Origin of the sequence: Actinoplanes lutulentus, from assembly GCF_003259845.1 — a bacterium.
GTDB lineage: Bacteria > Actinomycetota > Actinomycetes > Mycobacteriales > Micromonosporaceae > Actinoplanes > Actinoplanes lutulentus.
In genome coordinates this window covers 220,596-232,489 of the sequence record NZ_QLMJ01000003.1, presented here as the reverse complement: position 1 = coordinate 232,489, position 11,894 = coordinate 220,596, and the positions used below count along the sequence as shown (strand labels likewise).

Sequence of the window (11,894 nt, the reverse complement as noted above, 5' to 3'; positions counted from 1 at the left end):
GGTCGTAATAGGTGAGGGGTCTTGGCTTGCTGGGGGGAACAGCGTTGCGCAAGGGGGGAGGTGTCGGCGGATGACCGTGCCCGAAGAACGGGAACGCTGGTCGCCGGCGTCCCCGACCGCGCTGCCCGAGCAGGCGCTGCCCGAGCCGCGGCAGTCCGCCGAGGATCGTGCGGCCTGGTTCACCTACACCGCGACCGGTGATCAGATCGTCTGGTCCGCGGCACTCTCCGCGATGCTCGGCCGACCACCCGCCGAGAAGGAGATGACCCGCCAGATCCTGGCTCGTTACGTGCACCGCGACGACCACGCGAAGGCGCTCGGCGCCATCACCGGGTCGTGGACCAGCCGGAACACCGTGCACACGACGGTTCGGTTGATGCGTACCGACGGCGGCTGGTTCGACGTCGACTGCCGGCTCGAGCCGATGATGAGCTCCGACGGCACGGTCCGGGGCATCCGCGGCACCGTCCTGGACGTCTCCGCCCGGGAACGCGCCCGCCGGGAGAACGCCCGGCTCACCCGCCGCGGCGAGACCGTGCAGGCGTCACTTGTCGAACCGGATCCGGGCACCGGCCTGCTCACCAGGGCCAGGTTCGCCGACGAGATCGACCGCGCGCTGCGCGGCGCGGCCGGCGCGGTGCTCGTTCTGCGCGTCCAGGTCGACGGTGAGGGCGCCGAGGGGGTACGCCCGGAGCACAACGCCGAGCTGCTCCGAGGCGCCGCACGGCTGCTGGAGGACCAGGTCCGGCCGGAACACCTGCTCGGCCGCGTCGGTCCGACCGAGATCGGCGTGCTGCTCGCCGGCGCCGGCTGGAACGCGGCACACGAACACGCCCGGCAGCTGGTCGACGCGCTGCGAGCGTTCCGGCTGGAGCAGGACTGCCTGACCGTCGGCGCCTGGGGTGGCCTGGTCCGGTTCGAGCAGGACGCCGAAGCGGGCAGCCACGGCCTGCTGATCGACGCCGAGCAGGCCTGGCGCCAGTCCCGCGAGCTCGGCCGCCCGCTCACCCTGGTCGCCCACCCGGTTCCGGTACGCGACCGGCAGGGTTCGTACCGCAGCCGGGTCGCCGACGCGCTCGGCACCGACCGGTTCACCCTCTACTCCCAGCCGATCCTGGAACTCCAGTCGAACAAGGTGACCCGGCACGAGCTGCTGCTGCGGGTGATCGACGAGGCGGACGGCCCGCAGTCCCCGATCCAGGTGCTGGACACCGCCGAGCGGCTCGACGCGATCTTCGACATCGACCTCTGGGTGGTGGAACGGGCCATGCGGCTCGCCGCCGACGAGCCCGGCCTCTGTCTGCAGGTCAACCTCTCCGGCCGCTCGGTCGGCGACCCGCGGCTCACCACCGAGGTGGAGAAGCTGCTGGAGCGTTACCGGGTCGACCCGGCGCAGCTCACCTTCGAGATCACCGAGACCGCGCTGATCGGCAACCTCAGCGAGGCGCGCCGCTTCGCCGACCGGGTCCGTGACCTCGGCTGCGGGCTGGCCCTCGACGACTTCGGCTCCGGGTACGCGTCCTTCCGCTACCTGCGGATCTTCCCGATCGACCTCGTCAAGATCGACGGGGAGTACGTCGTGGATCTGGTCGACAACCCACAGGACCAGGTCCTGGTCCGTGCTCTGGTCCAGGTCTGCCAGGCGTACGGGATTCACACCGTCGCCGAGTTCGTGCAGGACGAGCCGACCCTGCGGATGCTGCGTGAGCTGGGCGTCGATTACGTACAGGGCTATCTGATCGGTCGTCCGTCACCTGTTTCGCCGCTCCGATTGCGCGGCGCCTGACGGGGGTAACGTGCGGTGCATGGAGCACTTCACGATTGCCACCGTCGCGGAAACCAGTCCCGACTTCCGCCGCGTCCTGTGGACCGGCAAGCACACCCAGCTCGTGGTCATGACGATCCCGCCGGGCGGCGAGATCGGCGAGGAGATCCACGAGGTCGACCAGATCCTCACGTTCGTGAGCGGGGTCGGCAAGGCGATCATCTCCGGCGAGACCCGCAACGTCGCGCAGGGTGACCTCGTCGTGGTGCCGGCCGGCCGCAAGCACAACTTCACCAACGAGGGTCCGAACCCGCTGGTCCTGTACACGGTTTACGGCCCGCCGGAGCACGCGGACGGCGCTGTGCACAAGACGAAGGAAGAGGCGGACGCCGCCGAAGAGGCCGGGCAGGACGAGCCGCCGTCGGCGTGAGCGTTGTTCAAATGCTCGGCCCGCTTAAACGACGCCGGAACCGGCCGAGGCCCCCCAGCCAGCCGGTTCCGGCGTCGTGTCGGGGTGAAAGTCCCCGCACAGACTACCGGTCCAGGTTCACGTAAGTCGATCGAATCGACGCGCGATATATGGATCTTGGCGGATGTCTGCTGACCGGCTTCGCCCAGGCCGTTCGATCACCATTAACCTGCCAGCATGACTGAGCCCATCGACGGCGGGCCTCGCTGGCTGTCCGACGAGCAGCAGCACACCTGGCGGCAGCTGGTCGAGGTGCTCGTCAAGATGCCGGCCGCGCTCGAAGCTCAGCTCCAGCGTGACGCCGGGCTGACCCACATGGCCTATCTGGTCCTGGTGACCCTCTCCGAGCGCCCCGACCGCCGGCTCGCCATGAGCAAGCTGGCGCAGCGGGCCTGCGCGTCGCTGTCCCGGCTGTCCCACGTGGTGGCACGGCTGGAGGAGAAGGGCTGGATCCGCCGGGAACGTGACGCCGCCGACGGCCGCGTGCAGATCGCGGTGCTCACCGACGAGGGTTGGGCCAAGGTCGTGGCGACCGCGCCGGGCCACGCCGAGGCCGTCCAGCAGCTGGTCTTCGATCGTCTGACCGCCGCACAGGCACGCCAGCTGACCCGGGTGACCGAGGCGCTGCTGGAAGACCCGCTCGAAGTCCGCGACCGCCGCTAGGCGCGGGCGTATGCCGGGGCTGAGCGGTCGGCCAGCAGGTCCAGGCTGAGCGCCGCGGTTCGCTCGTCCGACGACGGGCCGATGCCCTCGCCGGTGTCCGGGTCGTATCCGGCGTGGTGGCCGTTCGCGTGGACCAGGCCGGTCGCGGCGGCGCGCAGCTGTTCCGCCTCCGCGCGGCGGCCGTGCACCAGCAGGCCGCGGCACAGCAGCCAGTTCAGGTCGATCCGGATCGGTCCGCGCCGGGTGCCGTCGTGCTCCGGTACCGGCAGCCCGGTCCGTACCGGCAGCCCGAACCGCTCCGACGCCATCTCGTCGACGATCGCCTCGGCCAGCTCGCCGGGCAGATCCGGGAGCAGCAGCGGCAGCAGCCCACCGGCCGTGTGCGCCGGCCCGGACTCGCCGGTGCGCGCGTCCCGAGACCGGAACGTGCGGGTCGCCGGATCCCACAGCCGCCGGACCATCGCGGCCGTCACGGCATGCGCCCGGTCGCGGTGCCGGTCAGCGTCGGAGGGCCGGCCCAGCGCCCCGGCGATCTGGGCCAGGGCGAGGTCGGCGGCACCGAGGATCGCGTCGAACCCGGGGTTCTCCACCTCGTCTGTCAGGAACTCCTGCTGAGCGGAGAGACGGGGGTACAGCCAGTCGAGTTCGGCGAGGGCATGACGGAGAGGCGCTGCGCCGTGTCCTGCCGAACGCCGGTAGACCTCCCAGGCGGCCACGGCGTGCAGAGGTGGTGACACGGGACGGGCGGGGCGCTGGGCGTACCCGGGAATGAAGGTCTGGTGAGGCACCTGGCCGTCGGGTCGCTGGGCCTCGAAGAGGCCTCGAAGTTCGCCCCAGGCGCGCGCGGGGTCGGTGTAGGCGAAACCGATCGAGGTGACCGCGATGTCCCAGCTCGTGCGGGCTGGGCGATTCGCGCGGCCGGTGTCGAGCACCCAGGTCGCGGACTTCCAGAGCTCGGCGGAGACGTCGGCGTGCATGGTGATGACGACCCTTCCCTGTGGTGTCCGGTGGAAACCTTGTGATCGGCATGTATCGGCCGGATCTGAAGGATTAATCCGCCGGGATGTTCAGCCAGAGGCGGCTGCGGCGGCCTGGCAGGTAGGGCGAATCGAGCCGCTTCGCCACCACGCCCGGCAGGCCCTGCGCGCGGGCGGCCTCCAGCGCGAAATCGCCGCCGCCCGCGAAGAACGGCGGCGTCTGCCAGTGATCGCCGGCCAGGGCCAGTCCGTCGAGAAGTTCGCGGCGTTCGGCGTACCGGACAAGCTCCATCGTGGAGTGACCCTCCAGCCAGAGCAGGTCGTACACCAAAAATTGCACCGGCGTGCGCTCCGCCGCGCGCCGTGCCGCGGCAGGGTCTTTCGGCGCGTTGCGCCGCGCCAGAAGATCAGGTGAGGGTCGCGCGCCGTCGAACGCGACGATCTCGCCGTCGAGCACGGCGTCAACCGGCGCGAGCGCCGGACCCAAAGGCCGGATCTCAGGGAACCACGAGGTCACATCGACGCCGTCGGCGTCGATCAGTCGAGACCTTCCACCACTGATGTACGCCGAGACACGGCGACCGCCCCAGGACATCTCGTATCCCCAGTCGGCGTCGTCGGCGGGGAGTCCAGTGGTTCTCGTCGCGAGCATCGGCTGGACCGGCTCGGGCATCGTCTCCCAGCCCGGGTCGGGCGGGTCCATCCGGCGGACCATCCAGTCCCGGTTATCCGTTTTATCCGTCTGAAAAAACACGTAGCGTCCGTTGGTCCGTTCGCCGTGGAAGGTCACGCCGATCTCGTCGTCGCGCCACTTGTCGATCTCGTAGGTGCCGTGGTCGTGGATGGTCATCCGGCCGCCGCCGTATTCGCCGGCCGGGATCACGCCGGCGAAATCGAGGTATTCGAGTGGGTGATCCTCGGTGTGTTTGGCCAGGTTGTTGCGGGCCTGGTCGCGGGGGAGCCCACGGGGAACGGCGAAGGAGACCAGCACGCCGTCGTGTTCGAGGCGGACGTCCCAGTGCAGGCTGCGGGCGTGGTGCTGCTGGATGACGAAGCGTCTCTGTTCGGTGTTGCTTGTTCTTGACGTCGGCACGGGTTCTGGGGTGCGCCGGGCGTCCCGCTTGCTGCGGTACTCGTCGAGGCGGTCCGTCATGAGTTGATTGTCTGCCCGCGCGAATCGAGAAATACACCGGTGTAACTCGGCGGAGGGGGTGTGTCCATAGGCGGAGGGGGGTGTGTCCACAGGCGGGAGGGTGTGTCCACATGCACACGAGCGGGACGGTACGAACAAATCGGACTCGATGTTGATCGCGGGTGTTCCCCCGCGACGATGGCGGGGGGTAGTGTCTTGGCTCCGACGCGTATCCATCGACAAGAAAGCGTTGGTGCGATGACCTTGCGCATCCTCGTGGTGGGCGCCGGCATTGCCGGCCTGGCTGCGGCGCGGGGACTACGCGTCGCCGGCTTCCGGCCGGAGGTGGTGGAGGCTCTGCCCGCCACCGTCGTGCCCGGTGCCGGCATCTATCTTCCGGGCAACGCGTCACGTGCGTTGCGGCTGCTCGGACTCGATGTCCCGCTGCGTCCGCTCGGCGATCTGATCTTCCGTCAGGTCTTCCTGGACTCCCGTGGCCGCCAGCTCTTCGAGATGGACGTCGCGGCTCTCTGGGCCGGTGTCGGCGAGTCCCGTGCGCTGTCCCGGGCCGACCTCCAGCAGGTCCTGCTCACCGGTGTCGGCGGCGAGGTGCGTTTCGAGACCGAGGTCACCGGGCTGGAGATCGTCGACGGCGCCGCCAAGGTCGAGTTCTCAACCGGCGCCATCTCCGAGTACGACCTGGTCATCGGCGCCGACGGCCGCCGCTCCACGGTCCGGGAGAAAGTCGGTCTCGGTGGACCGGCCGTACCGACCGGGCAGATCGTCTACCGCTCGGTGGTCAGCGGCGGTCCGCCGCTCACCGACTGGACCGCGGTGCTCGGCCGGCGCGCGTCGTTCGTCGCGATGCCGATGGGCGGCCGCAGGATCTATTGCTACGCCGACGAGACCGCGCCGGACAGCCCGAACCCGGACGACCCCCGTGCCCGGCTGATCGAGCTCTTCGGCTCGTTCGGCGGCCCGGTCGCGGCCATCCTGGACAAGGTGGAGAAAGTACAGGTGGCGCGGACCGACGAGGTCGTGCTGCCGAGCTGGTCCAAGGGCCCGGTCGTGCTGCTCGGTGATGCCGCGCACGCCACCGCGCCGACGCTGGCCCAGGGTGCGGCGATGTCGTTCGAGGACGGATACGTGCTCGGCCAGGAACTCCGCGCCAGTGTCGAGGACATCCCCGCTGCCCTGCGCAAATACGAGGATCGGCGGCGGCCGCGCTGCGCCGAGGTGCGCGAGCGGACCAGGGAACGTGACCGGACCCGTGACGTACCGCCCACGCTGCGCGACCCCATGTTGCGCCGGCGCGGCCTTCGGATCTTCACCGACCACTATCGCGAGCTGGTGTCTCCGGTTTAGAGGGTCGGGCGTCTTTGAGGGGTGCTGTCCATCGGGGGCGGTTGGTCACCCCGCGCCAGCCGAAGGTCATCAGGGGGACTATTCTGCCCACGGGATACGCCCGGATCTTCAGGTAATCCCTAGAGGGACGAACGAGACAACGGAGGCATTTCGTGACGACCGTTGCGCCGTCGCCGATCGCGACCCGACCGTATCCGGTGCGACGGCAGGTCAAGGGTTCGGCGTTTGCTCGGATCCTGCGCACGACGGACGCGAAGCAGATCGGGATCATGTACATGATCACGGCCTTCGTGTTCTTCCTGCTGGGTGGCTTGATGGCCCTGCTGATGCGCGCCGAGCTGGCCCGCCCGGGCATGCAGGTCCTGTCGCCGGAACAGTTCAACCAGCTGTTCACGATGCACGGCACGATCATGCTGCTTTTCTTCGCGACACCGATCGTGTTCGCGTTCGGTAACTACGTGGTGCCGATCCAGATCGGCGCGCCCGACGTGTCGTTCCCGCGGCTGAACGCGTTCGCGTACTGGCTCTACCTGTTCGGTGGTCTGATCACCATCGGCGGGTTCCTGACGCCGGGCGGCGCGGCCGACTTCGGCTGGTTCGCGTACACGCCGCTGAGCGACTCGCTGCACTCACCGGGTGTCGGCGGAAACATGTGGGTCGTCGGCCTGGCCATCTCGGGTCTGGGCACGATCCTCGGCTCGGTCAACCTGATCACCACGATCCTGACCCTGCGCGCGCCCGGCATGACGATGTTCCGCATGCCGATCATGACCTGGAACATGCTGGTCACCGCGCTGCTCGCGGTCATGGTCTTCCCGTTCCTGGCGGCCGCGCTGTTCGCGCTCGCCGCGGACCGCGTGCTCGGTGCGCACGTCTTCGACGTGGCGACCGGCGGGCCGATGCTCTGGCAGCACCTCTTCTGGTTCTTCGGCCACCCTGAGGTCTACATCATCGCGCTGCCGTTCTTCGGCATCATCACCGAGGTCATCCCGGTCTTCAGTCGCAAGCCGGTCTTCGGCTACAAGGGCCTGGTCGCCGCGACGCTGCTGATCGGCGCGCTGTCGATGAGCGTGTGGGCGCACCACATGTTCGCCACCGGTCAGGTGCTGCTGCCGTTCTTCAGCTTCCTGAGCTTCCTCATCGCGGTACCGACCGGCATGAAGTTCTTCGTGTGGATCGGCACCATGTGGCGAGGCCAGATCAGCTTCGAGTCGCCGATGCTCTTCGCGGTTGGCTTCCTGGTGACGTTCCTCTTCGGTGGTCTCTCCGGCGTGCTGCTCGCGGCCCCGCCGATCGACTTCCACGTCTCCGACTCGTACTTCGTGATCGCGCACTTCCACTACGTGCTCTTCGGCACGATCGTGTTCGCGGTCTTCTCGGGCATCTACTTCTGGTTCCCGAAGATGTTCGGCCGCTACATGGACGAGCGCCTCGCCAAGATTCACTTCTGGCTGACGTTCATCGGCTTCCACGCGACGTTCCTGGTGCAGCACTGGCTGGGCACCAAGGGCATGCCGCGACGGTACGCGGACTACCTGCCGTCCGACGGGTTCACCTTCCTGAACACGTTCTCGACGGTCGGCTCGTTCGTCCTCGGCCTGTCGACTCTGCCGTTCATCTACAACGTGTGGAAGTCGTACAAGGTCGGCCGGATCGCCACGGCGAACGACCCGTGGGGTCACGGCAACTCGCTGGAGTGGGCCACCACGAGCCCGCCGCCGCTGCGTAACTTCGACCGGATGCCGCGGATCCGCTCCGAGCGCCCCGCGTTCGACGAGAAGTTCCCGGAGCTGGCCGCCGGTCACTCGCTCGCCGGCCCGCCGGAGGGTGGCGCTCGACCGCTGACCGCGGAGTCGGACGGCGGAGCGACGTACCAGGAAGACCGCAGCTGATCTGATCTTTGCTTTTGTGAACGGGCCGGCCCAATTGGGCCGGCCCGTTTCCGTCGTGTTACGTGACCCTCGTCAAACCCGGTGGTGTCTTGTCGTACCCCTGAGGGAGGATCGGCGGCGGAGGTCAGGATCGTCATGTTGCTCACGCCTTACCGGGAAACCCTCGCTCTGCCGAAGATCCCGTCGCTGCTCGTGGTCGCCACGCTCGCCCGCATACCTATCGCGGCCGCTGCGGTGGTGCTCACGCTGCACGTCGTCACCGATCTCGGCCGGGGTTACGGTGCGGCCGGTCTGGTCGGCGCGGCCGCCACCATCGGCGGGTCGTTCGGCGCCCCGGTGATGGGCCGCCTCATCGACCGGCGTGGGCTGCGCCTGGTGCTCGTGCTCACCACCGTGGCCGAGGTGATCTATTGGCTGGTGGCGCAGGCATTGCCGTACTGGGCTCTGCTCCCGGTCGCCGTCGTCGGCGGATTCCTGGCGCTGCCGGCGTTCTCGGTGGCCCGGCAGTCGATCGCCGCCCTGACCCCCGAGTCGCATCGGCTGCCCGCCTTCGCCCTCGACTCGATCACCACCGAGATCTCGTTCATGGCCGGCCCCGCCCTCGGCGTGCTGATCGCCACGACCGCCGGCCCGCGCGTCGCCATGCTGACCATCGCGGGCGGCATCCTGCTCTCCGGCATCGGCCTCTGGCTGCTCAACCCGCCCACCCGGGCGGCGCACGAGGCACCGGTCACCAGCGGCGAGCGGGTGCCCCGGCGCAGCTGGCTCAAGCCGCGCTTCGTCGCCATCCTCGCCGTCACGATGGCCGCCACCCTGGTGCTCGCCGGCACCGACGTGGCCGTCGTCGCGGTGCTGCGCGAGTCCGGCGAGGTGCACTGGACCGGCTTGGTGCTGTCCCTGTGGGCGTTCTGCTCGCTGGTGGGCGGTTTCGCGTACGGGACGATCCGGCGCGGCCTCCCCGCCGTCGCCCTCTTCGCCCCGATGGCGGTGCTCACCATCCCGGTCGGCCTCGGCGGCGACCACTGGTGGCTGCTGGCGCTGCTGCTGATCCCGGCCGGCGCCCTCTGCGCACCGACCATCACCGCGAGCTCCACCGAGATCAGCCGCATGATCCCGGCAGCCGCCCGCGGCGAGGCAATGGGCCTGCACAACTCGGCGCTGACCGTCGGAGTCGCCCTGGGCGGCCCACTGGCCGGCCTGGCCATCGACTCGAAGGGCGCAGCGTGGGGCTTCGCCGCCGTCGGCGCTGTCGGCGTCCTGGTGGCGCTGGCGGTGCTACCGGCCGAGCTGAGGCACAGGCGAAGCACCGCGCTGCTGGAGTCGACAGCGACAGCGACACCGGTGGCGGCAGAGGCAGAGCCGTTGGCAGCGACAGGGCCGGTGGCAGCGACCGAGCCGGTGCCCGCTCATGCTGAGCGCTTGCCCGCGGATCCGGAGCCTGTGAACGGTCTCGTCAAGCACAGCTGATCACTAGTCGGTTGGGCGCTTTCTTCTCATTTCGGGCTTCGCTATTTGCGGAGCGGGCGGACAGGTCGGCAGGGCAGGTAGGTCGGTCGGCCGGGCCAGCTGGTCGGCAAGGGCAGGTAGGTCGATCTGTCGGCAGGGCCAGCTCGTCGGCAAGTGCAGGCTGGTCGGCAGGTCTGCGGGTCGGTCGGGCGGGCGAGCAGGTGGGTGGATAGGCAGGTCGGCGGCCGAGAGGCTGGTCGGGTCGAGGGCACACACAAAGGTGTCGGCAGCGAGGATGAGGCCCCACCGAGTGCTTGTGTGGTCTCCTGTCTCGGCCCAGGCAGGGATGAAATCGCACAGTGGTGTTGCGTGTGACCTGATCTACCCGGGCGATGCCGTTGTGTGTGGCTTCGTTCTGGGCGAGCGTGTCGTCTCGTCCCTCGCGGATTGGGTCGGACTCGCGGACCGGTTACCCCGGCGCGCTCTCCGGAGCGAGAGGCGCGCGGGCTTTGCGCAGGAGCGGTGGGCGCATACGGAACTTCTGCGTATGCGCCCACCGCCCTTGTAGAGATGCGACCGCATGACGCAGGCGGGTGTGGCGACGGTCCAGGGCGGCACGTGGCACAGGAGCAGCTCAGGGGTGGCTCAGGAACGGCGCGGGAGTGGCGCGGGGGCCGCGAGGAGTGGCAATAGTGCTGCGGTTGGTAGCCGAGGTGGCCGTGGTGGCACCCGCCGTGGATCTTGAGTGATTCTGCACCCCCGCGTGGTGGAAATCGCTCAAGATTCACTGGGGTCGCGGTGGGAGGGCGGCGCACTGTGGGCCCCTGTCTCGGGTGGAGAAGGGTACGACGTGGGCCCTCGCGTCAGGGGTTGGGGCGTAGTTCGATCGGGGTGTCGTCTGGGCCTACGGCCCACGCCAGGACCGAGGGCCACGGGCCGTAGCCCGAGTGCATGTTGAGGTGCGCCGCCCCCGGGAGGACGTCGGTCGGGACGTTCAGCGGGATGCCGAAAACCTCGCGGATGTCCTCGGGGAAATACGGATCGTTGTCGGTGCCCACCAAGCGCGTGTAGCGGGACGCCGCCGCCACTTGCGCGGGCGTCACCGCCGGGAGACCGGAACCGGGTGTCGAGGCCGAGGGCTCGGAGGCAGGGGCTGCTGCTTCGATGGCGAAGGCGGCTATCTCCGGGTTGCTCAAGGTGATCGACGGGGATGGGGGTGCCACCAGCAAAACCCGGTCCACCTGGAGTGGGGCCTCCGACTGGGCCGCCGCGTTCAGCCAGAGCAGGCAGCCCAGGCTGTGGCAGAGCACCGTGCGCCGGTCGCCGCGCATCGCGGTCAGCCGGGTACGCAACTCGGCCAGCCAGTCCTCCAGCGGGGGGAAGTCCGGATCGGGCAGCTGGGGGTAGTCGACCGAGTGTCCGAGTTGGGTCAGTTCGCCGGCCAGCCAGTGCTGCCAGTGTTCCGGGGGACGGCGGTTCTGCCACCCGTGCAGCAAAAGGAAGCTCTCACTCATTCCTTGATCATCCCTCCTGGGAAAAATGATCGCCGAACCACGACAGGCAGGGTTCCAGGCCTGAGACCGCCACCGGGATCTGCGGGAGAGCCGCCCAGCGTGAACGGGTCAGGCGCAGGCGGTCGGAGATCAGGGCCTCGTCGCCGCGGGCGTCGATCGAGATGCCGTCCGGCTCGTAGCCCAGCTTGCGGGACACCGCCTGGGAGGCGTGGTTGTCCTGGAAGACGTCGGTACGCGCGGACGCCGCACCCAGATGATCGAAAGCAAGTGCGAGCAGCCCGGCCCGCGCCTCAGTCCCGTACCCAAGACCGTGGTGTGAAAGCCCTAGCCACGACCAGGTGCTCACTTGGCGGACCACCGGGAAGTCGCGGCCCATCAGGGCGACCATCCCGATGGGGGAGGAGTCCACGAAGGCGGCGAGCGGCAGCTCCCACCGCGAAGCCTTCCAACCGGCGAGGGCACTCCACTGGCCGGTCAGCACGGCCCGTGCTCGTCCGTCCGGGGTGCCGTCGCCCCACGGGGTGAGGAACGGCTGCTCACCGGGCTGGAAAGCGCCCCGGCGAGCCACCTCGGCGAGCGTGGCCAGCTCCTCCTCGCGGGGCAGGCGCAACTCCAGGCGGGGTGTGTGGACGACGAGGCCGAAGAACGGCCAGAGATCGACGAGCATCGGT

Annotated in this window: 10 protein-coding genes; 6 read left to right on the top strand and 4 right to left on the bottom strand. The window is 69.2% G+C overall.

The genetic code is table 11. The features are described from left to right. Positions 1-70 precede the first annotated feature (70 nt). From B0I29_RS08030 to B0I29_RS08020, 3 genes are all read left to right on the top strand, one after another. The gene (locus tag B0I29_RS08030) at positions 71-1,786 is read left to right on the top strand and encodes an EAL domain-containing protein (RefSeq protein ID WP_111648259.1); all 1,716 of its coding nucleotides are present in this window, start codon (positions 71-73) and stop codon (positions 1,784-1,786) included. Positions 1,787-1,805: 19 nt separating this feature from the next. Next, positions 1,806-2,195, top strand: coding sequence for a cupin domain-containing protein (locus tag B0I29_RS08025; protein WP_111648258.1), 390 nt, complete (start codon positions 1,806-1,808; stop codon positions 2,193-2,195). Positions 2,196-2,411: 216 nt separating this feature from the next. After that, positions 2,412-2,897, top strand: coding sequence for a MarR family winged helix-turn-helix transcriptional regulator (locus tag B0I29_RS08020; RefSeq protein ID WP_111648257.1), 486 nt, complete (start codon positions 2,412-2,414; stop codon positions 2,895-2,897). Here B0I29_RS08020 and B0I29_RS08015 read toward each other — a convergent pair. Next, positions 2,894-3,874: an MGH1-like glycoside hydrolase domain-containing protein gene (locus B0I29_RS08015; protein ID WP_111648256.1), complete on the bottom strand. Its 981-nt coding sequence runs from the start codon at positions 3,872-3,874 to the stop codon at positions 2,894-2,896. The two genes, B0I29_RS08020 and B0I29_RS08015, sit on opposite strands and share 4 nt — an antisense overlap. A 73-nt stretch (positions 3,875-3,947) precedes the next feature. Continuing rightward, positions 3,948-5,027 (bottom strand): DNA polymerase ligase N-terminal domain-containing protein, encoded by a 1,080-nt coding sequence (locus tag B0I29_RS08010; protein WP_111648255.1) that lies wholly within the window; start codon positions 5,025-5,027, stop codon positions 3,948-3,950. A gap of 237 nt (positions 5,028-5,264) precedes the next feature. Between B0I29_RS08010 and B0I29_RS08005 the strand changes: the two genes are divergently transcribed. The 3 genes from B0I29_RS08005 to B0I29_RS07995 all read left to right on the top strand — a co-directional run bounded on the left by B0I29_RS08005 (position 5,265) and on the right by B0I29_RS07995 (position 9,730). After that, complete coding sequence (locus tag B0I29_RS08005; protein ID WP_111648254.1) at positions 5,265-6,371, top strand: FAD-dependent monooxygenase; 1,107 nt, start codon at positions 5,265-5,267, stop codon at positions 6,369-6,371. A 152-nt stretch (positions 6,372-6,523) separates the two neighbouring features. Further along, the gene (gene ctaD / locus B0I29_RS08000) at positions 6,524-8,263 is read left to right on the top strand and encodes an aa3-type cytochrome oxidase subunit I (RefSeq protein ID WP_111648253.1); all 1,740 of its coding nucleotides are present in this window, start codon (positions 6,524-6,526) and stop codon (positions 8,261-8,263) included. A 135-nt stretch (positions 8,264-8,398) separates the two neighbouring features. Next, a complete protein-coding gene (locus tag B0I29_RS07995; protein WP_111648252.1) occupies positions 8,399-9,730 on the top strand; it encodes an MFS transporter in 1,332 nt (443 codons plus the stop codon). Positions 9,731-10,572: 842 nt separating this feature from the next. On the opposite strand, the gene B0I29_RS07990 is transcribed toward B0I29_RS07995, so the two are convergent. Continuing rightward, positions 10,573-11,223, bottom strand: a complete 651-nt coding sequence (locus B0I29_RS07990; RefSeq protein WP_111648251.1) for an RBBP9/YdeN family alpha/beta hydrolase — start codon at positions 11,221-11,223, stop codon at positions 10,573-10,575. A 7-nt stretch (positions 11,224-11,230) separates the two neighbouring features. Further along, positions 11,231-11,890 carry a GNAT family N-acetyltransferase gene (locus B0I29_RS07985; protein WP_111648250.1) on the bottom strand — a complete coding sequence of 220 codons (660 nt, stop codon included), beginning with the start codon at positions 11,888-11,890 and terminating at the stop codon, positions 11,231-11,233. Between the last annotated feature and the right edge of the window lie 4 nt (positions 11,891-11,894).

Bases quoted from the DNA above. Each gene is read 5' to 3' on its own strand.
- B0I29_RS08020 (WP_111648257.1), top strand. From the start codon at position 2,412: ATGACTGAGCCCATCGACGGCGGGCCTCGCTGGCTGTCCGACGAGCAG.
- B0I29_RS08005 (WP_111648254.1), top strand. From the start codon at position 5,265: ATGACCTTGCGCATCCTCGTGGTGGGCGCCGGCATTGCCGGCCTGGCT.
- B0I29_RS08015 (WP_111648256.1), bottom strand. From the start codon at position 3,874: ATGCACGCCGACGTCTCCGCCGAGCTCTGGAAGTCCGCGACCTGGGTG.
- B0I29_RS07990 (WP_111648251.1), bottom strand. From the start codon at position 11,223: ATGAGTGAGAGCTTCCTTTTGCTGCACGGGTGGCAGAACCGCCGTCCC.
- B0I29_RS08030 (WP_111648259.1), top strand. From the start codon at position 71: ATGACCGTGCCCGAAGAACGGGAACGCTGGTCGCCGGCGTCCCCGACC.
- B0I29_RS08025 (WP_111648258.1), top strand. From the start codon at position 1,806: ATGGAGCACTTCACGATTGCCACCGTCGCGGAAACCAGTCCCGACTTC.
- B0I29_RS07995 (WP_111648252.1), top strand. From the start codon at position 8,399: ATGTTGCTCACGCCTTACCGGGAAACCCTCGCTCTGCCGAAGATCCCG.
- B0I29_RS07985 (WP_111648250.1), bottom strand. From the start codon at position 11,890: ATGCTCGTCGATCTCTGGCCGTTCTTCGGCCTCGTCGTCCACACACCC.
- B0I29_RS08010 (WP_111648255.1), bottom strand. From the start codon at position 5,027: ATGACGGACCGCCTCGACGAGTACCGCAGCAAGCGGGACGCCCGGCGC.